Raw genomic sequence first — 23,839 nt, 5'->3', positions numbered from 1 at the left:
CACAATAAAAACTATTTATTGAAACAAATATGAAACAGTAATGGTCTATGCTTAATACTATCGTTGGATTCTCTTATATTAAAGGAATCGCATTAAAGGCAAAAATCATGAAAATGAAAATGAAAGGCCAGATCGAAAGCATCTATCCCAGTAAAGCACATAAGATAAAACACAAAACCTCAAAAAAATCGAAAAAACGAACGTCGAAAACAGAGCAAGAGTTAAGTAGCAAAACGGCACTATCTGAGCAGAAAGCACAACCTAAGTCGCTACCACAAGAAGACACTATCAAAAACCGTGCTTCCAAAAACTCTCAACCACTTGAAAGGGCAGATAAACACCAGACGATGCAAGACATCATTAGTCGCATGATGGAAGGTGAACTATCTCAAGGAGAAGCGTTGAAAATGCTACGCATTCGAGTGCTTGGCTTAAAACAAGAGGATTACGCGCAGCTCGTGGGAGTGTCTCGAAAAACCTTATCAGAAAATGAGAACAACAAAGGCAACTACAGTGCAGAGGTGGTAAATAAGGTATTTCATCCATTCGGTCTAAAAGTAGGGCTTGTCGCTATTTCGTCTAAAGCAAGGTAACAGCGACACCCCAAAGACAAAGGAAACTAACCAGCAAAACGGTCCATTCGCTTCGCCAAATTAAAATCTTTTTCAGACACACCACCCGCTTCATGCGTGGTTAATTGAACGTTGACCTTATTATAGGTATTGGACCATTCTGGATGATGGTTTTTCTTTTCGAAATACAGAGCACTCATCGTCATAAAACCAAACGCATGCTGAAAGTCTTTGAATTGAAAGAGTTTTGTGAGTTTCCCATCTTCAATAACCCAAGGAGACACAGTCTCACTGTTCAATAATTTAAGCGCATTTGAAATGCCGAGTTCACTAAGCTTTTGTACTGTCATAGCATCCCCCTATTTATCTAACTAATCACTAAATAGTAGTCCACTTTTCGCATCAAGCAAAGGCTAACTCCCGGCGTAAAGTAATCGCGTAGTAATAGACATATCGAAATGCAGCACAACTAAAGACGCGATAAACAATTCAACGACAGCAAGCACGCATAATTATTAATATCCTTTAGGCTTGGTTACTACTGGGCAATTCACTACTATATTTGTGCGTGTAATCGTCACTAAACCTTGATCTTCTGCATCTAAAATAGCCTCTTCTGAGGTCAAATCATATGCCGTAGATTCCTCTTTCCACGCCACCACGTACATAAGCCACAATGGCGAATAATGACTGTTCTCACTTTGGTAGCCGACTGGAGTAGGGACAGACGCAAATACATTGCGATCTTGCTCACCATTAGGGAATGCGTAAACACGTTCTAAAACAGTTTTAACTCTAGGTGGTTTAGGGTAATTAGGCACAGCATCCGCTAAACGAGGCGCGTAATTTGCATTTTCGGCTTTAGCAAGCGCACGATCCGATACATCCGTCGTAATATAGAAAACCGTCTCGCCATTATGCCAAGCTTTGAGCAAAGGAAGACTCACCATCTCCTGATGACCTCCTTTCTCGCCCCCCTGATAAGCGCAGGCAGATAATAACAAGGTAAATAATAAACCACTTAACACTTTGTATATCATGATCAGATATGCTCCTTAGCATGTAGATTCAGCTAAAGATAAACCTAGCCTTTTGCTTTTAATTTTGCGTATTTATACACGGTATTTCGGCTGACATTCGCGGCTTTGGCCGTTTGCGAAATGTTGCCCTTATATTCAACTAATAAGCGAGGAATCAGAGTCTCTAATGGCTCATAAGTTCCATCTGATGTTGTGGGGAAGAAGTCTATTCACCAAAACCAAAATTGGCTAACGAGAAACCTCAGGGTGTTACCGTGGCTTATGATGAACTGCTCAAATCTTGACAGAAAAAATGGACATCTAGAGCAGCCATAAACACTGTGTAAATTAATTCCATGCCCTAAAGATCAAACTTTTTTTCTAAATCATCCACTAAGGATTCACTAATATTATCGGCGTCTACATGCTCGTCTTTTTCATTCCATTGGTGAATGGCGCGCTCAATGTTTACATAGACGGCTTTAAAATAACCATAAAGTGGGGTGTAGTTTTTTTGCACTAGCTGAGTCACTTCTTGATTACCTTGGTAAACAATCACTTTATGAGAAATCAAAGGTCGGCTTAACGCACGGCCACCATTTTTATACCGACGCAAGTAGTCAATAGTAATCACCAAATCACCGACATGAGGTCCTGGTTTCGAGGCATAAATGCCTTCTTCCATGAGGTATTTATGAATGGCATAAGCAAAATCTTTACTTAACTTATCTTGAGAGGAAAACTGTTTACTACCTGGAATAGCTTCGATGGATTCGGTCAAATTCACCGTGAGTTTTTTAATATAAAACGCGTGGATAGTGTTGGCGTCTGGTGCTTTATCAACCTGCCCGGCGCAGCCTACCAAGGCAACAAAAACACACAAAATAACATTCCTTATTCGCATTTTATAATCCTATTTATGACAGTCAATGGTTATATTATCGATTTTATAAAACGATAACACCGATTCGAATAGTGTAAACATTTAGTATGTTATGCATTTATTTCCTTTTTTAAAAGCCTTCTTTATTTTGTCTCTTTGAAGCCCCTATAAAGAAGGTTTCAATGTCACATTTTCGATGTTAATTTTTCAAAAAAACTTTATGATCAGACGGATTACATCCGCTTATAGAGAAGCCCGTTAATGCTAAGTGATGATTTCATTGATTTACTCAAATTATTGGTACGGCAACCCAGTGTTGTCGGTGCAGAACACTCCTTTTTTCGAGTGTTGCAGCGTGAATTAGAAGAGCGTGGCGCTAAGGTAACTTGGTACGAAGGCTTATTAGTTGCTCAAGGCAGCGATCCTATGAGTACGATGTTTTCAGCACACATCGATCGTCATGGTTTGGTTTGTACTGGACCAAATGAATTTCAATACGCGGCCTTTGTTTCGGCTAATCGTACCGATTTACTTAATAATTCTGTCTCTGAAGAATTAATGAGTAAAATTACTGAGCGTTTTAACCATGAAGATGTCTACGCCTATGATCCTTGGTCAGGCATTTATCGGGGCAAAGGCGTCATCAAGCACGCTTACATATGCGAATTTCGAAATAACTTAATTTTTGAAATCGATGGGTTAGAAGACGTTGTTGCTGGTACGCCCATTGCGTTTAAGGACAAGCTAGACGTTCAAGAAGATCGCCTTGCTGGGCAACTGGATAACGTTATTTCAGCGGCCGCTTTAGTCCATTTATTTAGCCTTGGTTTTAAAGGCACAGCATTTTTTACCGCACAAGAAGAAGCAGGTAAAAGTTGGCGTTATTTATTGGAATGGTTTCGTCGTTTTGGCGGTTCAACCAATCGCTTATTCGTTGTTGATACCAGTCCTTTTCCCAGCACTGAAGCGGCAAATAAACAACGTCTAGTGCTGCGTGAAAAAGACGCCAATGCCACTTTTAATAAAGAAACAACTCAACTAATTGAGAACCTCTGTACGCAACACGGTATGAGTTATTTATACAAAAACCGTTACGCTGAAGCGGAGAATAACAAACGTGAAGCCAATGGTTTACCAGCCTCATCGATTGGCAGTACTGAATTAGGGCGTATTATTGCGGCCTCGAATGGCTTGGTAGATGGTACTACGATTCAAATTCCAACCACGGGATATCATACCATGCATGAATCTGCGTCTAATGAATCCGTTGAAGCCTTTATCAAGATTCTCAAGATAGTGTCTAATACCTAGCCTGCCATATTTATCCATCTAGACGACAACACAAGCTTGTGTTGTCGTGCCTGCTCTGTGTTTTGTTAAGAAATTAGTTTAGGAAATGCAGATATCCTATTTTTTGTATCATTTATTCACCTTTTATCGCTAAAACTATCTTTATAATATGAAGATAAACTGATCTTTAAATGATGAGAGATAATGTGAAAATATTAGTAACTGGTGCAGCGGGCTTTATTGGACATGGTTTAATCAAGCCACTTTTACTTCGAGGTGACGACATTGTCGGTATTGATAATCTCAACGATTATTACGACCCTGCATTAAAGCTGGCTCGCCTAGATGACTTAGCCCATTTTGGTGAGTCTCACCACGCTCAAGATCATTTTCGCTTTATTAAAATGGATTTAGCAGATCGTGAAGCCATGTCCACGCTATTCGAAAATGAAAAATTTGATGCCGTAGTCAATTTGGCCGCTCAAGCTGGCGTGCGTTACTCAATCGAAAACCCTCAGGCGTATATTGACTCCAACTTAGTTGGTTTTGCTAATATTCTTGAAGGCTGTCGTCAAACCAAGGTCAAACACCTTGTGTATGCGTCTTCTAGCTCTGTTTATGGCATGAATAAAAAACAGCCTTTCAGCACAGAAGACCGAGTCGACTACCCCATCAGTCTTTATGCCGCCACTAAAAAATCCAACGAACTAATGGCACATTCTTACAGCCATCTTTATAACATTCCAACCACTGGCCTACGTTTTTTTACCGTCTACGGTCCTTGGGGACGCCCAGATATGGCGGCTTATAAATTTGTCAAAGCCATTTTCGAAGATAATGTCATTGACGTGTATAATCACGGACAGATGAAACGTGATTTCACCTACATTGATGATATTGTTGAAGGCATTGTGCGTGTGATTGATACTGTGCCAACACCGATGGAAAGTGATATTACCGCCACGACGGCACCTTATAAAATTTTTAACATTGGCAATAATCAACCCATTGAGCTGCGACGCTTTATTGACGCGATTGAAAGCGCCTGTGGAAAAAAGGCCAAAGAAAACCACTTGCCGATGCAAGCAGGTGATGTACCTTTAACCTTTGCAGACATTGACGAGCTGATAGAAAGTACCGGTTTCAAACCAGAAACCAGCGTAGAAGATGGAATGCAACGTTTTGTCGATTGGTATCGTAACTTCTACCCTTCGACTCATTAAACATACAGACGATTTAGGAAGATATTTTGACGACTAAAAAATACAACATTGCCGTCGCAGGGACAGGTTATGTAGGCTTATCAATTTCTATGCTACTCGCTCAACATCACAAAGTGACTGCCGTAGACATTATCGCCAGCCGAGTGGCAATGCTAAACAAAGGACAATCTCCTATTAGCGACACAGAAATTGAAAACTTCTTAACCACTAAAGAGCTAGATTTCGTTGCCACCGAAGATAAAATACTGGCCTACACAAACGCTGACTTTGTCGTTATTTCAACGCCAACTGACTATGATCCTGAAACAAACTACTTTAATACTAGCTCAGTAGAAAGCGTGATTTCGGATGTGTTGGCCGTCAACCCAAACGCGGTTATGGTGATCAAATCCACTATTCCTGTTGGCTATACTGCCGAAGTGAGAGCCAAATTTAAAACAGATAACATTTTGTTCTCTCCAGAGTTTTTGCGTGAAGGTAAGGCTCTTTATGACAACCTTCACCCTTCGCGTATTATTGTCGGTGAAGACTCTGAGCGCGCGCGAGTGTTTGCTGGTTTATTGCAAGAAGGTGCCATCAAACAAGATGTACCAACCTTGTTCACTAATTCTACTGAAGCCGAAGCCGTAAAGCTTTTCTCTAATACTTATTTGGCGATGCGCGTTGCGTACTTTAACGAGCTAGATTCTTACTGCGAAGCCTTTGATTTAAGTTCTAAGCAAGTCATTGAGGGAGTAGGGCTAGATCCACGCATTGGCTCACACTACAACAATCCATCATTTGGTTACGGCGGCTATTGCCTACCGAAAGACACGAAGCAACTGTTAGCCAATTACGACAACGTACCGAATAACCTGATTCGCGCCATTGTAGACTCAAACACAACACGTAAAGACTTTATTGCCGATGCCATCATCAAGCGCAACCCTAAAGTTGTTGGCGTGTATCGTTTAGTGATGAAAACGGGCTCAGACAACTTCCGTGCTTCTGCGATTCAAGGTGTGATGAAACGCTTAAAAGCCAAAGGTATAGAAGTCATCATTTTCGAACCAGAACTAGAAGAAGAGACCTTCTTCCACTCTACCGTTTACCGTGATCTTACTAAGTTTAAAGCCGCTGCGGATGTCATCATGAGTAATCGTATGACCGACGAACTAACCGATGTAAACGACAAGGTCTATACCCGCGATTTATTTGGTAAAGATTAAGTTTATCTAGCACATCAATAAACACAGAAACCTAACAGGCTCGGCTTGTTAGGTTTTTTATTAATTTAAGCCCTCCTATTTCCTTTATTTCTTCTATTAACAAAAAAATCATCTTTTCATAAATAGCGTTCATATTTGATAAGTAAAGTCGCTAAACTCTGTTAAAATCTGCTTTGAATCGCCAGTGATTCACCCTGACTGTACTGGACACCTAACACTAGGACTCTACCTTGACCAATAACGATATTTTACGCCGTCTTCGCTATACCTTTGATTTGAAAGATTCTTATGTAAAAGACATCTTTGCTGAAGCTGATCACACTGTGAGCCGTGATCAAATCATCGCATGGATGAGAAAAGAAGAGGAAGAGGGCTACACTTCTATGGTTGATATAGATATGGCTGCTTTTCTGAATGGCTTTATCAATGTGCGTCGTGGCAAACGCGAAGGTGAGCAACCTGCTCCAGAAAAACGCCTAAACAATAATCTTATCTTTATGAAGCTACGCATTGCGCTCAACTTCAAAGCAGAAGATATTCTTGAAATCATGCAATTGGCTGAGTTCAACATGAGTAAGCACGAGCTAAGTGCCTTCTTCCGCAAACCAGATAACAAACATTATCGTGAGTGTAAAGATCAGATTTTGCGTAATTTCATCATGGGATTGCAGCTAAAGTTTCGCCCTAAAACAGACATTTAATCTGTTATTTTTAGATAAAAAAAACGCCCATCAGGGCGTTTTTTAATAAGAATGTCTCACTCATCCGCTTTACAGACGATGTTTACGCAACACCTTCTGCAAAGGCTTCAATACGATTCTCTTCCACTGCATGACAAGCAATTAGATGGCTGTCGTCTTCCGTTCTCAAAAGAGGTGTTTCACTATGGCAACGATCATTCGCATAGGAACAACGTCCATGGAATGCGCAACCAGAGGGCGGATTTAATGGTGAAGGCAATTCACCTTCTAACTTAATGCGTTTACGACGTTTTTCGGGGGACAACTGCGGCGTACTAGAAAGAAGCGCCAAAGTATAAGGGTGCTTCGGATTGTTAAACAGCTGCTCACGAGAGCCCTGCTCAACCACTTTACCGAGATACATGACCATTACATCATCGGCAATGTGCTCCACAACAGATAAGTCATGTGAAATGAACACATAGCTCAAACCGAATTCTTCTTGCAAATCCATCATCAGATTCAAGACTTGTGCTTGAACCGATACATCCAACGCAGAAACCGGCTCATCAGCCACAATAACATTGGGGTCCAACATTAGGCCACGAGCAATCGCAATACGCTGACGCTGACCACCAGAAAACATGTGTGGGTAACGATCATAATGCTCTGCTTTCAAGCCGACTTTTTCCATCATAACAATGGCTTTGGCTTTTCGCTCAGCTTTAGACAACGACGTATTGATTACCAAAGGCTCTTCCAGAATCGAGCCGATTTTCTTGCGCGGATTCAAAGAACCATAAGGGTTTTGAAAAATGATTTGGATTTTCTGACGCAGTTTTTTCTGAGCACTTTTACTCAAGCTTAATAGATCTTGGCCTAAATAACTTAACTCGCCTTCCGTCGGCGTTTCTATCATGGTCAGCATGCGACCCAGTGTGGACTTACCACAACCTGATTCACCAACTACTGCCAAGGTTTTCCCTTTTTCTAAATTAAAGCTAACACCATCTACCGCTTTCACCACGGCTTCAGCCTTAAACATGCCTTGTTTAACATGATAATGCTGCTTAAGCTTCGTCGCTTTCAGGATTAACTCGCTGTCGATTGGTTTTGACGTACTCATGCGGCTGGTCTCCCCTCACTGTTCAATGGCGTATGACACTTCACTTGACGCTCGATTGGACCTTGGTTATCCGGCTCAACCTGACGACAATGGTCTGTCGCATAAGGGCAGCGCGGGCTCAACAAACAACCTTGAGGTCGATCGTATTGTCCTGGCACCACACCAGGCAAGGCTTCCAAACGCGCTTTACCAGCTGCAGATTCGGGCAAAGAAGCTAACAACGCCTGGGTGTAAGGATGTTTAGGCGAACGGAACACCTCTGAGGCAGGGCCAGACTCAACAATTTGTCCTGCATACATCACGATGACACGATGCGCCACTTCAGCGACTAAGGCCAAATCATGAGTAATCAGCACTAGGCCCATTTGCTTTTCGCGCTGCAATTCAATCAACAGATCAATAATCTGAGCTTGTATCGTCACATCTAACGCTGTGGTTGGTTCATCCGCTACCAATAACCGTGGATTACACGCAATGGCCATAGCAATCATCACACGCTGACTCATGCCTCCAGAAAGTTGATGCGGATAGTTGTCTAAGCGAGATTCTGGTGCTGGGATACCAACTTGAGTTAGTAACTCAATCGCACGAGTTTTTAGCTCTTTCTTACTCCCACCCTGGTGGGTTTTTAACGCTTCAATGATCTGATAACCGACGGTAAAACAAGGGTTCAAGCTTGTCATCGGATCTTGGAAGATCATGGCAATATCAGAACCCGTTAGTTTACGACGCTGTTTTTCTGGCATCGTTTGCAGGTCTTGCCCTTCAAACGTCAGCTTATCAGCCGCCACGTTTCCTGGAAAATCAATCAAACCCATAATAGCAAGAGAACTCACACTCTTGCCTGAGCCAGATTCTCCAACGATGCCAAGGACTTCCCCTTCCTCAACCTTGTAACTAATATTATCTACGGCGCGAAAATTACCGAAGGTAACGCTTAAATTTTCAAGCTGTAACAATGACATCACAACCTCCTACTGTTTCAGCTTAGGATCAAGCGCATCGCGTAAGCCATCGCCCATCAGGTTAAACGCTAAGACAGTGATCAAGATCATCAGACCAGGAAAAGTCACCACCCACCACGCGCGCTGTACGAATTGCAGAGCATCAGCCAACATAGAACCCCACTCAGGAGTGGGTGGCTGAGCACCTAACCCCAAGAAGCCCAATGCTGCCATGTCTAGAATCGCACTAGAAAAGCCCATCGTCGCTTGTACGATCAGTGGCGCTAAACAGTTCGGTAGAATACAAATAAACATCAAACGCAGCGGGCTGGCTCCTAATACACGAGACGAAGTAACGTAATCACGTGACATTTCACTCATGGTGGCAGCGCGAGTAAGGCGCACATAATTCGGTAAAGAAACGAGAGATATTGCCAAGGCTGCATTAAAAATACTTGGCCCAAGAATCGCAACAACCGCGATCGCCAACAACAAGCTTGGCATCGCCAACATGATGTCTACAATTCGCATGATAATCACGTCTACAACGCCTTTGCAGTAGCCTGCTACCAAACCAAATAAAATCCCCAATATCAAAGAAATAGTCACAGCGAATGCACCAACAGAAAGGGACAAACGAGCACCATAAATTAAGCGGGAGAAAATATCACGACCCACATCATCTGTGCCTAAAAAGTAAGTCCATTTACCTCCTTCCAACCAAGCTGGCGGAAGTAATAAAGCATCTCGCATTTGATCTGATGGCGAATGAGGCGCCACTACATTGGCGAAAATTGCCATTAGAAAAATCAATACAATAAAAACCAACCCAGCCACAGCGCCTTTATTACTGCTGAAATAGTGCCAGAACTCACGTAATGGCGTTCTCGGTGCTGGTGCTGTATTAACAATCTCATGACTGTCAGTTTCGTTATTATTCGGCGCATTGAGTGGCGCATTAGATTGAACGGTCATAAAACGCCTCCTTATCGGCTGTGTCGAATACGTGGATTAACAACGCCGTAGGCGATATCCACTAATAGGTTTACGATAATAATAATGGTCGCTACGATCAGAATCCCGCCTTGTACAACAGGATAGTCACGACGGCTAATAGACTCGATCAGCCATTTACCAATACCAGGCCAAGCAAATACCGTTTCGGTCAAGATAGCACCCGACAAAAGCGTACCAACTTGCAAACCAATCACGGTGATAACAGGGATCAAAGCATTACGCAGCGCGTGAATCACGATGACTCGCCAAGGCGCGATGCCTTTAGCACGGGCGGTACGAATGTAGTCCTCGTTTAACACTTCAAGCATTGAAGAGCGTGTCATACGAGCGATAACCGCCATAGGGATAGTACCTAGCACAATGCTTGGCAAAATAAGATGAGACACGGCCGAAGAGAAAGCCCCTTTCTCACCAGATAGCCAAGAGTCAATCAACATAAAGCCTGTCGTGTTATCAATCCAATACACCACATCGATACGCCCAGACACAGGCGTCCAACCTAGGGTGACAGAAAACACCAGCATGAGAAGAAGGGCCCACCAGAATATGGGCATAGAGTATCCAGTGAGTGAAAAAGTCATCACCGAATGATCAAATATGGTTCCGCGCTTAACTGCGGCAAAAATACCCGCTGGCAAACCGATTAAAATAGCAAAAATAGCAGCACAAATAGACAGTTCAACGGTGGCAGGAAACAAGGTCAAAAACTCTTTCATGACTGGCTCGTGAGTCACTAAAGAATTACCCAAGTCACCGTGCAAAATACCGTTAACATAATCGAAATATTGGACATACAGAGGTTGGTCTAAACCAAGTTGAGCCGCTAATTCAGCATGACGCTCAGCAGAAACACCATGTTCGCCTGCCATGACCTCTATAGGGTCTCCAGGAATCATGTGGATCAAAGTGAAAGTTAGCAGAGTAATACCAATAAAAGTCGGGATAACCAGACTTAAACGGCGAAAAATAAATTGAAACATAAAGGACTGGCTCTCTAGAAGTAAGATGTGACCGAGCTTGCGCTCGGTCAGCTCAGTGTTTGCCTGCGTCCTGGCAAACAAACACTGCGTATCGTCCGACTGGGGACTTAGTCTTCTTTACTTACATTGTAAAAGTAGAAACCACCAAGTGGATCAATTTTGAAACCTTTTACGTTTTTACGAACAGGAACATAAACCACTGAGTTCGCAATCGGCATGAATGGCGCTTGCTCGTGGAAAATAACCTGTGCTTCTTTGTAGTACTTGATGCGTTTATCGATGTCAGAGGTGCGTTTCGCTTTGATCAATAGATCATCAAAGTCTTTATTACACCACTCAGAATAATTACCACCACCAACAGCATCACAGCTTAATAGTGTGTATAGGAAGTTATCTGGGTCACCATTATCACCGGTCCAACCAATTAGCAGTGAATCTGCTTCGCCCGCTTTAGCACGTTTAAGGTATTCACCCCATTCGTACGTTACGATGCTCGCTTTCACACCAACTTTTGCCCAATCTTCTTGGATGATTTCTGCCATACGACGAGCATTTGGGTTATAAGGACGTTGTACTGGCATTGCCCAAATAGTGGTGGTAAAACCATCAGGATAGCCGGCTTCTGCTAATAGCTTTTTCGCTTTAGCTGGATCGTATTGGTAATCCTTGATGGAAGTATTGTAAGACCACATAGTTGGTGGAATTGGGTTCTTAGCAACTTTACCTGCGCCTTGGAAAACAGAATCAATAATCGCCTGTTTATCTGTAGCATAGCTTAGCGCTTGACGAACTTTTACATCACCAAATGGCTTTTTCTTGACGTTAAAAGCAAGATAACCAACGTTCAAACCTTCTTGATCCAATAAATTAATGTTTGGATCTGCTTTCATTTGCTTAAGATCAGCAGGATTCGGATACGGCATCACATCACATTCACCGGCTTTCAGTTTCGCATAGCGAACAGAAGCATCTGGAGTGATAGAGAAGACTAAACGATCTACTTTTGCTTTGCCGCGCCAGTAATCTTTAAAGGCAACATAACGAATCACGGAGTCTTTTTGATACTGTACTTTTTGGAATGGACCAGTACCGACTGGATCTTGGTCAAGTTTCTCCGGTGTGCCCGCTTTCATGTATTGATCAGCTTGCTGTTTAGAGAAGATCGACGCAAAGTCCATCGCTAAGTTAGCGATGAAAGGCGCTTCTGGATGATTAAGAACAAATTTCACTGTGTAGTCATCGACTTTAACAATGTTTTTGATCAGTTTATCCATGCCCATGTCATCGAAATAACCGTACGAACCACCACCTACTTTATGGTATGGATTACTTTCAAGACGCTGACGGTTAAATGTGAACAATACATCGTCGGCATCAAAGTCACGTGTCGGTGTGAAATCTTTAGAGGTTTGGAACTTTACGCCTTTACGTAAATGGAAGGTATATACCAAGCCATCATCAGAGACGTCGACACTTTTTGCTAAACCAGGTTCAACTTCCGTCGTACCTAATTTGAATTCCATTAGACGGTTAAACATTTGTTTTGAAGAGGCATCAAAAGTAGTGCCTGAATAATACAATTCAGGGTTAAAACCTTCTGGGCTACCTTCAGAACAATAAACAAGAGTAGACACGGCTTGTGCCGACGTCGCCATCAATGCGCCTGTAGCAATAATTGCTAGCGGTAATGCTGCTAACCCTTTTTTCATTTTCATTCTCCATTTGGCATAATTATGATCGTGTTTAACACGTGGGAAGTTGAATCAAGGTAATCGTTTCTTTGTGATCGTTGAGTGGATAAGGCGACACTGAAATTGACATAAAACCACCCCGTTTAGACCTTAGTCCAAACGGGGTGTTCTGTCTCATCCTTGAGCCCCCTTTAGCAATTTATCGCGCCTTGTAAAACAAGTACGTTCAAAACAGCATCATTCAAGACTACTTAAGCTTTTCAGAATGACCAATCGAAATAATGATATGTCCTATGCGTGTAATGAATGAGTAATTTATGTGTACGTCCGTGTGACGCGAAAACAAAGGGTTTAAAGGTTTTTTATGCCGTAAAATGGCAGTGCAGAATGGCGTGCTTTTTCACTAAAAAGATACAGAGATGTTGCTCTAACGAAGAAAATTTCATTATTTTATGAACAATTCAGCGCAATAACACCCACTCATGAAGCCATCACACAAGCAAAAAAGACAGGATATGAGGCTTTTATACAAAATATAAAAAAAGCCCTGTGTTATTGAAAACACAGAGCTTGTTTATGCCTCTATTCGTCGATTTTCTAGAGTATTGCTTTGCTCAGAAACAAGCTAAGTAAATACGGTGCTATGCTTTTTTATCTAACGCCTTGATTAATACAGAAGTATCCTGACGTCCACGCCCTTCTGCCATCAATTCTTGATAATCTTGATCTACCGCTTTTGTTAATGGAATAGATAAGCCCATTTTTTCGGCCTGCGCCAAACATAAGCCTAAATCTTTATGCATCCATTCGATGGCAAAACCAAAATCAAATTCCTCTTTTGCCATGGTTGCCCCACGGTTTTCTAACTGCCAAGAACCTGCCGCGCCATGCTTAAGTGTTTCGACCAACGCTACCATGTCTAATCCTGCCTTTTCCGCAAAGCGAACGCCCTCGGACAAACCAGACAATATACCGCCAATAAGAATCTGATTGACCATTTTAGCCAACTGTCCATTACCAACCGGCCCTAATAAAGACGTGGATTTTGCGTAGCAATCTAAAATAGATTGAGCCATCTCTAAATGAGATTGCTCGCCGCCCATCATCACGGTAAGTACCCCATTCACAGCACCAGCTTGCCCACCAGAAACGGGACCATCCATAAATAAAAAGCCTTTTTCTTGAGCAGCAGCACTCAGCTCTTTAGCCACTTCAGCAGACGCCGTCGTGTGGTCAATAAACAAGGTTCCCGGCTTTGCCATTTGAAAGGCACCATCTGTGCCTAAATACACAGCACGTAAATCATCATCGTTACCGACACAAGTAAGCACAATGTCTGCTTCTTTAGCCGCGAGAGCCGGTGTCGTTGCAAAACCGCCAGAATATTCTTCACACCAAGCTTGTGCTTTTGTCGTAGTACGATTGTAGACTGTGACATTATGACCTGCTTTGCTTACGTGTCCCGCCATTGGATAACCCATGGTTCCCAGACCGATAAAAGTAACCTTCATTTTTCTGCCTCCGTATTAGTTGTTATTTCAATACCTTTGATCATACCTTTTCATTGAAAAATTTCGAGGTACACAATTTTGATAAAACCAGCATACAGAGCAAAATACGCTGAATCGGAACGAATTTGACAAATATTGATGTATCTATAACCCAAAACGCCTTGTGGATAACTCTGTGAAAGGTTTTAAAAAGAACCCTTTATTTTTGCCTTCCGCTATTGACATAGATTCCATGGGTTGATTTTTAAACGAATTTTTCAATTCGCCTAGAATTGCTCAAATAGCGTGATTACTGTCAAGTCTATTATCGCTCAATCTCACTACAATTTTTTCTGTAAAATCGACTTTATACTTTGAAAAAGGATCACATCAGAAAAATCGCTTATACTTTCATGTAATTATTCATATAAAACAGTATCTTGGAAAAAATACAATTCTACTTTTATACCATTATCCAATCACTCTGCGATTAATGAGTCTGTGCAAATCGGCAAAACTCTTTTTATATAAGCAAAGCGTCATCGCGCATTAAAAATGTTGGAATTTTCTTATCGCTGCATTAAAAAGGATGATGAGAGGGCTTTTTTAGAGTGTAATCTGAACGCTATCGTTACTGAGTCAATTGGGGATAAAATAATTTACAAGGTTTTTTTATCGTCATTCATGAAAAAAATAACGGTATGGGTGCTAGGCCTATAAATAGGTTACAAGTGACGCCTTAAACAAGTGATACATCAGCCGACACAGGGAAAATATATTATTTAGAGGGGTGGAACGATTCGGAGAGGGGAATAGCATCATCGCTGGCTTGCGAAACGCGAATGAACACGCGGCAAGCCAGACAGCACTTTATAACATTTAAACCACTGGAATTTCGCGATGAACGACTGGATGTATCGCAGCTCTTTCCCAATCGCCATATTCAATCACGTCGACATCATGAAAAGGTTGGTTATAAACATAAATCCAACCCTTGCCGTAAGGAGATTGAACCTTCTTTCTGATAAATAAAGAACTATCTGGTGCATTTGGATCATACTCTTCAAGGCGATCCATTGCCTCTAATGTACTGTCCGTCACTTTGTACCATTCAACACGAACTCGCTGATTATCTTCATGGGTAAAAATAACGCCGGGGAAATCGCCAAAATTCCCCATTCGATAGCCCGTCAACCAGCCTTTTCCAATAGGTTGGCTATTAAGCAAGAGTTCGTGGTTATCAAAACCGGATCTGAGACTGCCGTAAACGGCTACTATATTTAAAGACATATTTTCTTTCATCCTGTCATACTTTTGCAGAGGATCCCCTTCCTTACTCCACATTTCAAGAGCCACACTTAACTCATAACGATAAATTAAACTTTCATGACAGATACCAAAGACAACCTTTAACTTTCTAATAATACAGTTACTTAAAGAAACAAAACTTTCACCTTTAACACCCAATGCTCAGTGTGTTTTATATTTGTTTCTTCGCAAATAAACGTATCTTTTCTCATCACTTTGGCCCTAGAATCACGCCCTGTTTGGCCATTGATTATTATTGAATGAACATCATCTCTTTTGACGCTCTCCGCACTTTACACCTACCGAATGTTCGCTACATAAAACCAGAATCCATGTACGAACACTTAGAAGAAATTAAACAAGCTGACTGGCTTCTTTTCCCACAATATTGGCAGCTAACGGCACTGATTCATGGATTAAAAAAGCGTATTTTTCCAAGCTTAGCGTCTTATATGATTGGTCATGACAAGATAGAAATGACTAGAACCTTTCGTACTATCGTACCTAACCAACACCCTTACACGATAATTACCGCCAATACCCCTTACGAAGCGGAGGATATTTGGGACACCATGTCATCACCTTTTGTGGCTAAAATCCCAAAAAGTAGCATGGGTAATGGTGTTTTTTTGATAGAAACAATTGGCCAATGGCGTGAATACTTAGCAAAAACGGATGTGCTATATGTACAAGAATATTTGCCTATAGATAGAGACATTCGGATCATTTGGGTGGGTAATAAGATCGTCAGTGGATACTGGCGCCTACAATCTGATAATGGCTTCCATAATAATGTCAGCCAAGGTGGCCAAGTAGAAGTTGCCTTGATCCCGAAAGAGGCACAAGAGCTGGTAACGTATATCGCTCAATCTTTAGATATAAACCACGCGGGGTTTGATATTGCTATGCTGGGAGCCGTGCCTTACGTTATTGAGATTAATCGTATCTTTGGTAATCAGGGCATTACCAGTATTCAATCAGATGTAAACACAGAATTATTAAACTACTTGAATGAGCAACATCTATTATCTACCGCTCATCAAATGGATCAACTTAGCGGTTTTTAACATAATAGTGACGGTAACTTTGTTGTCATAATTCTCTTTTATGCTTTGACCCACTCAGTGGTAGATGGCTAATCTGACAAATAAAGTCCGTCCAAAAACACATTGTTTTTCTACTAACGTACCAAGAATTCAAAACTCGAGAGATGATGATTAACCCGTCATTTTTCTAGAACAAGAGTAAGCAACAAAAGCCAATCATCATTTTTGAGCGCTTGATGATTGGCTTTTCCTTATTAGCTAGCCTGATAATTGCCATCTCCTCCTCGCGAGCAGATGACTAGGGATAATTAATAATCTTCAAAATAGGAAGCTAAGCTGGCTACAACCAGCCTCGATGTTTGAAATACCAATAAGGTGCAAACGCCGACGCAACCATCAAACCCAAAGCACCTGGATAACCAAGGCTCCAGTTTAGTTCCGGCATGATATGAAAGTTCATCCCATAAATACTCGCAACGAGTGTTGGCGGCAAAAATACCACCGACGCGATTGAGAAAATCTTAATGATCTTATTCTGTTCAATATTGATAAAGCCCTGAGTGGAATCCATCAAGAAGTTAATTTTATCGAATAGGAAGGTCGTATGTGACATTAAGGTATCCACATCGCGCATAATCTCACGTAAGGTTTCAGAATGATCATGCTTGCTGCTGAGATGCCGTAGTAAAAAAGAAATATCTCGTTGGGTATCCATCAAACACAAGCGGATTTTCCCGTTACTGTCCTCTAAGCGCGCCAACTTCTCAATGACGGTGTCCAGTTCTGTTTCATTTACTTCCAATACCAGATGACTGACTTCTTCAAGCTGTCGATGAAAATCTTCCAAGCTATCTGCATGGTTTTCGACCTTATGCTCAAGCATGGTAACCAATAACTGAGCAGGTGAATCTGCCGCAATTTGACCGCCTCTTGCACGCATTCTTAATAAACGAAAGTCTGCTATTTCACCGTCTCGAACGGTCACTAGTCGATCTTTTTGTAAAATGCACGCCACAGTGGACGTTTTGTGCCTGCCTTCGCTCTGAGTTAAAAACAAAGAATGAACATGAATACCAACTTGGTCCACAAAACAGCGGGCAGATGCCTCAATTTCTTCTACATCATCAGACTCAGGCAAATCAGTGCGCAGTAATATACGTAACTGCTTACGTTCTTCTTCATCTGGCTCAATAACGTCAATCCAGTCGGCGTCTTTATGCATACTGGAAATAGAGCCGTCGTCTTTGGGGATCTCTTTGATCAACCCATTATTAATTTTAAAAAATCTTAACATTCACGTACCTCTGTAAACCGATACCTAATGGGTCTCAATGCTATGAAAAAAAGCGATTACCCTGTTTCAGCGTACTATCTACTTATGACAAAACGTACTGTTTGCTTAAGACAAAACGTACTATTTTATGATGACAAAACGTACGATCTATCTACTTCAATTTTCTTGATAACAGCCCAAATCAAAGGCGTAAGTTAAATAAAGGGATCGATAATTGCTATCATAAATTTTAAGAATAATAAAAGCGAAGAATAAACTCGATTTGAACAACTTAGATGCATGCCGATCAGAAACGCTAAATAAAGTGTTAGCAGCACCCTCTTCTCAAAATAATTTGGCACACTTGGAAGAAGAAAAGCATCAGATTCCTATATCAGAAAGTAAGATTGTAACTGACTTATCATGACTCTAGTGTTAAAAAGAGGCCTATTTAAATAACAACGAAGAGGTTCTCATGCCCCAGTCTTCACAAAGCGGCATATTCTATGCTCTGACAGCGTTTACCTTATGGGCTATAGCGCCTGTGTATTTCAAATTTATGTCATTTATTCCGACAACAGAAATACTCGCCCATCGTGTTATTTGGTCCTGTCTGATCGTACTGATATTGATCTTAGCCATGCGAAAAGCAGACAAGCTAAAACAAGTATTCACCTCTAAAAAAACGCTGCTAGCCATGCTACTTTCAACCGTTTTAATTGGTATTAACTGGGGAACCTTTATCTGGGCGATTGGCAGCAACCAGCTGCTAAGTGCCAGTCTTGGCTACTACATTAATCCGTTAATTAGCATTCTGCTTGGCATGATTTTCTTTAAAGAGAAATTAGATCCAGTGCGTAAAGCCGCGGTGGTATTATGCTTTGCCGCCGTTGCCTTTGAAGTCATTAAGTTTGGTTCTTTACCTTGGGTTGCACTTGTCTTAGCGATTACCTTCGGTTTTTATGGCTTAGTACGCAAAAAAGTGGCAATCGACAGTTTTACTGGAATGGCCGTCGAGACATTATTAATGTTGCCCGTTGCGCTGGTTTACATGTTCACTGTTCATACTTCAACTTCCAACATGTTAGAGAATCCAAGCCTCACCAATTGGCTACTCTTCGCGGCAGGCCCCATCACAATGATACCTCTCATGTGCTTTGCGGCAGCGGCTAATCGGGTGAGTTTAGTAACGCTTGGCTTCTTCCAATACATCGGACCAAGTGGCATGTTTATTCTTGCTGTCTTTTTATACGATGAGCCTCTAAGCCCTGAAAAACTGACTACGTTCGCCTTAATTTGGAGCGCTCTTGCGTTGCTGATTTTTGACTCTATTCGTCAACTTCGCAATACGAAAAGAAAACGCTCTGTAGAAGGTATTACGAAAACAGAAACAATTTAAACGCCGCCATGCAAGATAGAATTCGGATCAACCATTTGAATTGAGCCGGATTCACTTTTTTCAGAAAGTGGTAGCCAATAAATGATCCAAGTAATAACCCAGGCAACGCAATCATACTTATTTTTACGCTTGTAGCCGTCATTAAACCTAAGCCAATATAAAGTGGAAGTTTAAGTAAATTGATAATAAAAAACGCCCAAGCCCGAGTGCTTACGTATGACGCTTTATCGAGTTTTTGCTCTAATAAAAATAAGCTAAATAATGGACCTGCTGCATTGGCAGTCATACTTACTACCCCTCCTAAAAAGCCCATTGTATAAGCCGCCAACGGCTTTCTCATAAACGTAGTAGGTCGTAAATCTAGATATAAACCCAGTAAAATCATTGCGACGACAATGACGCCTAAGAAATTAACGAATTGCCCAGCATCAATGCCAGACAGAAAATGGCCACCTATAAAAATACCAAGAAAAGCCAATGGTAAAAGACGCAGTAAGACAGACCAATTAATATGGTTCCTGTAGCTAAAAACCGCCATCAAATCCGTAATAATATACAATGGCATTAAAATACCTAAGGCTTCCGGCCCAGGGAATGCAACCATTACAATCGGCAAAATTAACAACCCCATTCCACCAACAGAAAATTTTGAGAATCCGGTAACCAAACCCGCAATTAACAAGATAACAAACGATGTGTCCAACGTTTTCTCCTTCAATAAAACATGACTTCATTTAATGTCTGCTATGATACGATTAAAAATGAAAGAAAAATAATATCGTTTTACTATTAAAATGATCAGGTATTTTTATCATGAAGTTAGATCAAATCAGAGCATTTATCGCCGTTGTTGAAACTGGTAGTTTTCGCTCGGCGGCTGACGCCATACACAAAGCCCAACCGAGCATCAGTGCTGCGGTTAAAACATTAGAAGCTCAATATGACATTCAGCTGTTTGATCGTGACAGCTATCGACCGACACTCACAACCGAAGGAAAAGCTTTTTTCCTACAAAGTAAAAAGCTCATGTCTCAGGTGCAACAATTGGAGAATTTAGGCCATGACTTGGCACAGGGAATCGAAGCGCCATTACGACTCTGTTTAAGCCAATCCTGCTTCTCTGATCCGTTTATGGCTCGCATCAAAGCATTTCAAGCAAGCTACCCAGAGCTCTCTATGGACATCACCACAGATCACCTCTATGGCGTTCATGAGAATCTACTGAAAGACAAATCTGAAATAGCCATAGGACCACGATATGGCTTGGATGATAGACATGCTTTTACTGAGTTATTACAACTTGAAATTATCACCGTAATAGCACCTGAACTGCTAGCAACACTGACCCATAAAGACAATCGTTTAAAACCATCCCAGCTTTACCCTATCGCTCAAGTTCTGGTAAATAATTCTGCATTGAATCAAAGCGAAAGTGGCCATCGTTATGTATTACCAACGGGGAAACGTTGGTATGTGAATGATTATTTTTCCAAGAAGTCGCTATTGATCCATGGTTTGGGCTGGGCAAGAATCCCTCGTTATATGGTAAAGACCGAATTAGAATCAGGTTCATTGGTTATTATTGATGTTGAGAATTTCACTTCGCACAGCCAACTGCCTATTTTTATGATTAGGCTAAGGCATCAGACATTGAGCTATCAAGCGAATTTATTTTGGGAAGCTATGAATCGTTACTCATAGCAAATGCTCTCTTGGCGCGCCTGTGCTTAGGATTCCTGTTCTTAAAAAAGTTTTAGGATAAATGAGGGACCTTAGAAAGGTAGATTATTTATGTTCAACAGAGATGTATATTTTCGTTAAGCCTGGCGCAATATAATGCTCATAATCGGTTGTATAGGCTCGTTTATACACACAGTTTTGCTCATTAAAATAACGTCGAACTTGCTGCCACGCTCTTAACGTTGCTTGAGGAAGAGTACCCACAGCAGAAAACATTAAATAGTTGCCTTCTTTAAGCGCGACTTCATTGATCTCGTTGCTTACGTGAACGTCATTTTTTTCGAAGTCTTCGCTACTAATTCCAGCAATCATGTCGAAATGATCGTATTGCTCTGGATCATTATTAAAAAAGACGCCATAGAATTGATCTTCCTCTTGTAGTTGAGGAACAATAACTTGATGAAAGGATTGCCATAAGGAGTGAATTTTCCCCGTATTAGTCGCTTCAGTTTCACTTTTAGTGCGGACCTTAAACCCTTTTATGCTAAGAGATGGTCTTCGTTGGGGGGTCATAACTCTCTCCGTGCGCTTATCTTAAATAAACTGTATTTTATCTATATAGACGGCTTATACCTATACTGAGTCTAGTCATAATTAAGGAAATTTATTCTAGATATTCGTACACCTATTTTGTGAAATAACTCATGGTTATAGAGTGCCATTAATTAGATAATTTCTATTAAATAAATGGCACTCTATTCTTACATTATTGACAGTAAAAACCTCGTAATAGCAGAGATCTTCTAGCCTCGACGCCAAGAGTGGTACTTTTCCAACCAGTTTAATATACGTTTTGGAGCATGTGCTCGCTTCCATTCACCTGCCGCATATTTATTTGATTCAGCCCATGTTGGATAGGTGTGTATCGTGCCTAAAATCTTATTCAAACCAAGGCCGTGTTTCATGGCTAAAACAAACTCAGCCAACAACTCACCAGAGTGTTCACCAACAATAGTGACACCCAAGATTTTATCTTTGCCTGGTACCGTTAATACTTTAACAAATCCTTTAGTTGCACTCTCTGCAATCGCACGGTCTAGGTCATCAAGACCATAACGAACCATTTCATAAGCAATGCCCTGATCTTTCGCATCTTGCTCGCTTAAGCCAACACGAGCGACTTCAGGGTCCACAAATGTCGCCCATGGAATCACTCGATAATCTGCACGAAACTTCTTAAAGGTACCAAACAAGGCATTTACCGCCGCGAACCAAGCTTGGTGTGCTGCGACGTGAGTAAACTGATAAGGACCAGCAACATCACCTACCGCGAAGATATTCGGAAATAATGTTTCAAGGTAATCATTGGTTACGATAGTGCGGTTTGTTTCAACCCCTAAATTCTCTAAACCGTAGCCTTCAAGACGCGCCTGACGACCTACTGCACAAAGTAGCGCATCAAATTCAATCACGGTTTCGATGCCGTCTTTTTCGACTATTAAACGCTTAACATCACCTTCTTTTTCACAACGAATCGCATTGTGTGATGTCAGGATAGTGACGCCATCAGATCGCATACTCTCTTGCACAAGTGCAGACACTTCTTCATCTTCTCTCGCCATAATACGAGTCGCACGTTCAACCTGCGTCACGTTAGAACCTAGGCGCGCAAAACTTTGAGCCAATTCAGATCCGATCGGACCACCACCTAATACAACAAGACGTTTTGGTGGCTCATCAAACTTAGCAAACTCTTCCCACAAGTTATCGCTTGTGTAGTAGCCCACATCGTTCAAACCAGGTAAATCAGGAACAAATGGGCGAGCGCCCGTCGCTAATACAATACTGCGAGCAGTCAAACGCTGAGTGCCACCATCGTTTAGCTTAATTTCTACGGTCCAAGGATCAATTAGCTGAGCGTACCCTTGTACAACATCGACACCTAACTCTGTATAGCGCTCAACGCTGTCATGAGGCTCTATTTTACTAATAACATCATGAACTCGCGCCATGACCTTTTTGAATGAGAATGCTGGTTCGCTGCTGTCTAAACCGTAATGTTCCGCATGGCGCATTTGCTGCGCGACCTTTGCACTCTTGATCAAAGCTTTACTTGGAATACAGCCATAGTTAAGGCAATCGCCGCCCATTTTATTCGCTTCGATTAACGTAACTTTAGCTTTCACTGTCGCAGCAATGTAAGCACTTACTAAGCCACCAGCACCGCCACCAATAACAATCAGGTTGCGATCAAACGTTTTAGGTTTAGTGAACTTAGCGTAGACACGACGAGCTTTTACTACATTTACTATCTTTTTAGCGATCAAAGGAAACACCCCTAACAAAACAAACGACAACAGCAAAGACGGTGACAATATGCCTGACAAACTTTCTAACTGACCAAGTTGCGTGCCAGCGTTCACATATACCACGGTGCCGACCAACATACCGACTTGGCTTACCCAGTAAAAAGTCAGTGCTCGAAGCCTTGTTAAACCCATTAATAAGTTAATTAAGAAGAAGGGGAATACAGGTACAAGTCGAAGAGTGAATAGATAGAAAGCGCCTTCTTTTTCGACACCTTCATTAAACGCCTTTAAACGACTGCCGAATTTCGTTTGTACCCAATCTCGTAATAAATAACGCGAGACTAAAAAGGCTAACGTTGCACCGATAGAACTAGCAAAGGAAACAATGACGGTTCCCCAAAACAAACCAAACAAGGAGCCAGCGGCCAATGTCATAATGACAGCGCCAGGTAAAGATAAGGCGGTAACAACGACATAAAGTAATAGAAAAGCACTGCCAACAAGCAGCGGGCTTTCTTCTCGCCATGTTTCAAATTGCGTTAAGCCAGACTTCAGCCCATCGAGCGTTAATAAGCGATCAAGGTCGTAATGGAAAAACCCCACCACCAATAATACGATAATGACCACTAACCCGATTTTCTTCATTGCCGAACTCCAATTTACGTTAAGTTGGTTTGCTTACTATTAAGCATTAATCTTTA

General features: G+C 41.6%; 23 protein-coding genes. 8 read left to right on the top strand and 15 right to left on the bottom strand.

From position 1 onward, the window contains the following. Positions 1–107: 107 nt before the first annotated feature. Positions 108–593 carry a helix-turn-helix transcriptional regulator gene (locus V6259_RS01715; protein ID WP_341583078.1) on the top strand — a complete coding sequence of 162 codons (486 nt, stop codon included), beginning with the start codon at positions 108–110 and terminating at the stop codon, positions 591–593. 26 nt (positions 594–619) lie between these two features. On the opposite strand, the gene V6259_RS01710 is transcribed toward V6259_RS01715, so the two are convergent. The 4 genes from V6259_RS01710 to V6259_RS01695 form a co-directional block, all read right to left on the bottom strand. Further along, positions 620–922, bottom strand: coding sequence for a 4a-hydroxytetrahydrobiopterin dehydratase (locus V6259_RS01710; protein WP_341583077.1), 303 nt, complete (start codon positions 920–922; stop codon positions 620–622). Positions 923–1,087: 165 nt separating this feature from the next. Next, entirely contained in the window at positions 1,088–1,612 is a 525-nt protein-coding gene (locus tag V6259_RS01705; protein ID WP_133010839.1) for a DUF7482 domain-containing protein, read from the bottom strand. Positions 1,613–1,656: 44 nt separating this feature from the next. Continuing rightward, positions 1,657–1,767 carry a helix-turn-helix domain-containing protein gene (locus tag V6259_RS01700; RefSeq protein ID WP_341583192.1) on the bottom strand — a complete coding sequence of 37 codons (111 nt, stop codon included), beginning with the start codon at positions 1,765–1,767 and terminating at the stop codon, positions 1,657–1,659. Positions 1,768–1,952: 185 nt separating this feature from the next. Beyond that, complete coding sequence (locus V6259_RS01695; RefSeq protein WP_341583076.1) at positions 1,953–2,495, bottom strand: hypothetical protein; 543 nt, start codon at positions 2,493–2,495, stop codon at positions 1,953–1,955. Between the two features lie 240 nt (positions 2,496–2,735). On the opposite strand from V6259_RS01695, the gene V6259_RS01690 reads away from it, so the two are divergent. The 4 genes from V6259_RS01690 (at position 2,736) to V6259_RS01675 (ending at position 6,896) form a co-directional block, all read left to right on the top strand. After that, on the top strand, positions 2,736–3,785 hold the full coding sequence (locus V6259_RS01690) for a peptidase M42 (protein WP_341583075.1): 1,050 nt from the start codon (positions 2,736–2,738) through the stop codon (positions 3,783–3,785). Between the two features lie 185 nt (positions 3,786–3,970). Further along, the gene (locus tag V6259_RS01685; protein WP_276312840.1) at positions 3,971–4,987 is read left to right on the top strand and encodes an NAD-dependent epimerase; all 1,017 of its coding nucleotides are present in this window, start codon (positions 3,971–3,973) and stop codon (positions 4,985–4,987) included. A gap of 26 nt (positions 4,988–5,013) precedes the next feature. Continuing rightward, positions 5,014–6,195 carry a nucleotide sugar dehydrogenase gene (locus tag V6259_RS01680; protein WP_445928492.1) on the top strand — a complete coding sequence of 394 codons (1,182 nt, stop codon included), beginning with the start codon at positions 5,014–5,016 and terminating at the stop codon, positions 6,193–6,195. A gap of 230 nt (positions 6,196–6,425) precedes the next feature. Next, on the top strand, positions 6,426–6,896 hold the full coding sequence (locus V6259_RS01675) for a DUF1456 family protein (RefSeq protein ID WP_341583074.1): 471 nt from the start codon (positions 6,426–6,428) through the stop codon (positions 6,894–6,896). A gap of 82 nt (positions 6,897–6,978) precedes the next feature. On the opposite strand, the gene V6259_RS01670 is transcribed toward V6259_RS01675, so the two are convergent. The 7 genes from V6259_RS01670 to V6259_RS01640 form a co-directional block, all read right to left on the bottom strand. Next, a complete protein-coding gene (locus tag V6259_RS01670) occupies positions 6,979–8,001 on the bottom strand; it encodes a peptide ABC transporter ATP-binding protein (RefSeq protein WP_341583073.1) in 1,023 nt (340 codons plus the stop codon). After that, on the bottom strand, positions 7,998–8,966 hold the full coding sequence (gene dppD / locus V6259_RS01665) for a dipeptide ABC transporter ATP-binding protein (protein ID WP_341583072.1): 969 nt from the start codon (positions 8,964–8,966) through the stop codon (positions 7,998–8,000). The genes V6259_RS01670 and dppD overlap by 4 nt, the downstream gene beginning before the upstream one ends. A gap of 9 nt (positions 8,967–8,975) precedes the next feature. Then, positions 8,976–9,920 (bottom strand): dipeptide ABC transporter permease DppC, encoded by a 945-nt coding sequence (gene dppC, locus V6259_RS01660; protein ID WP_133010827.1) that lies wholly within the window; start codon positions 9,918–9,920, stop codon positions 8,976–8,978. A gap of 11 nt (positions 9,921–9,931) precedes the next feature. After that, entirely contained in the window at positions 9,932–10,942 is a 1,011-nt protein-coding gene (locus V6259_RS01655; RefSeq protein ID WP_133010826.1) for an ABC transporter permease subunit, read from the bottom strand. Positions 10,943–11,049: 107 nt separating this feature from the next. Beyond that, on the bottom strand, positions 11,050–12,651 hold the full coding sequence (locus tag V6259_RS01650; RefSeq protein ID WP_133010825.1) for an ABC transporter substrate-binding protein: 1,602 nt from the start codon (positions 12,649–12,651) through the stop codon (positions 11,050–11,052). Positions 12,652–13,274: 623 nt separating this feature from the next. Continuing rightward, positions 13,275–14,144, bottom strand: a complete 870-nt coding sequence (locus V6259_RS01645; protein WP_341583071.1) for an NAD(P)-dependent oxidoreductase — start codon at positions 14,142–14,144, stop codon at positions 13,275–13,277. Between the two features lie 858 nt (positions 14,145–15,002). Continuing rightward, positions 15,003–15,413: a gamma-glutamylcyclotransferase family protein gene (locus V6259_RS01640; protein WP_341583070.1), complete on the bottom strand. Its 411-nt coding sequence runs from the start codon at positions 15,411–15,413 to the stop codon at positions 15,003–15,005. 278 nt (positions 15,414–15,691) lie between these two features. On the opposite strand from V6259_RS01640, the gene V6259_RS01635 reads away from it, so the two are divergent. Next, positions 15,692–16,498, top strand: coding sequence for an ATP-grasp domain-containing protein (locus V6259_RS01635; RefSeq protein ID WP_341583069.1), 807 nt, complete (start codon positions 15,692–15,694; stop codon positions 16,496–16,498). A gap of 319 nt (positions 16,499–16,817) precedes the next feature. Here the strand turns inward: V6259_RS01635 and corA are convergent, their stop codons facing one another. Beyond that, positions 16,818–17,771 carry a magnesium/cobalt transporter CorA gene (gene corA, locus V6259_RS01630; RefSeq protein ID WP_133010821.1) on the bottom strand — a complete coding sequence of 318 codons (954 nt, stop codon included), beginning with the start codon at positions 17,769–17,771 and terminating at the stop codon, positions 16,818–16,820. A gap of 454 nt (positions 17,772–18,225) precedes the next feature. Here corA and rarD point away from each other — a divergent pair, with 454 nt between their 5' ends. Beyond that, positions 18,226–19,149, top strand: a complete 924-nt coding sequence (rarD, locus tag V6259_RS01625) for an EamA family transporter RarD (RefSeq protein WP_341583068.1) — start codon at positions 18,226–18,228, stop codon at positions 19,147–19,149. Here rarD and V6259_RS01620 read toward each other — a convergent pair. Next, positions 19,127–19,852 carry a sulfite exporter TauE/SafE family protein gene (locus tag V6259_RS01620; protein WP_341583067.1) on the bottom strand — a complete coding sequence of 242 codons (726 nt, stop codon included), beginning with the start codon at positions 19,850–19,852 and terminating at the stop codon, positions 19,127–19,129. The genes rarD and V6259_RS01620 overlap by 23 nt on opposite strands. Positions 19,853–19,962: 110 nt before the next feature. Here V6259_RS01620 and V6259_RS01615 point away from each other — a divergent pair, with 110 nt between their 5' ends. After that, entirely contained in the window at positions 19,963–20,850 is an 888-nt protein-coding gene (locus tag V6259_RS01615) for a LysR family transcriptional regulator (RefSeq protein ID WP_341583066.1), read from the top strand. An 84-nt stretch (positions 20,851–20,934) separates the two neighbouring features. On the opposite strand, the gene V6259_RS01610 is transcribed toward V6259_RS01615, so the two are convergent. Both V6259_RS01610 and V6259_RS01605 read right to left on the bottom strand, forming a co-directional pair. Continuing rightward, positions 20,935–21,402, bottom strand: coding sequence for a GyrI-like domain-containing protein (locus V6259_RS01610; protein WP_133010817.1), 468 nt, complete (start codon positions 21,400–21,402; stop codon positions 20,935–20,937). 230 nt (positions 21,403–21,632) lie between these two features. Next, on the bottom strand, positions 21,633–23,783 hold the full coding sequence (locus tag V6259_RS01605) for an FAD-dependent oxidoreductase (protein WP_341583065.1): 2,151 nt from the start codon (positions 23,781–23,783) through the stop codon (positions 21,633–21,635). Positions 23,784–23,839: the final 56 nt, after the last annotated feature.

It is taken from the genome of Marinomonas sp. TI.3.20 (assembly GCF_038155025.1).
Classification (GTDB): domain Bacteria; phylum Pseudomonadota; class Gammaproteobacteria; order Pseudomonadales; family Marinomonadaceae; genus Marinomonas; species Marinomonas flavescens.
This window is presented reverse-complemented; position numbering and strand designations above follow the sequence as displayed.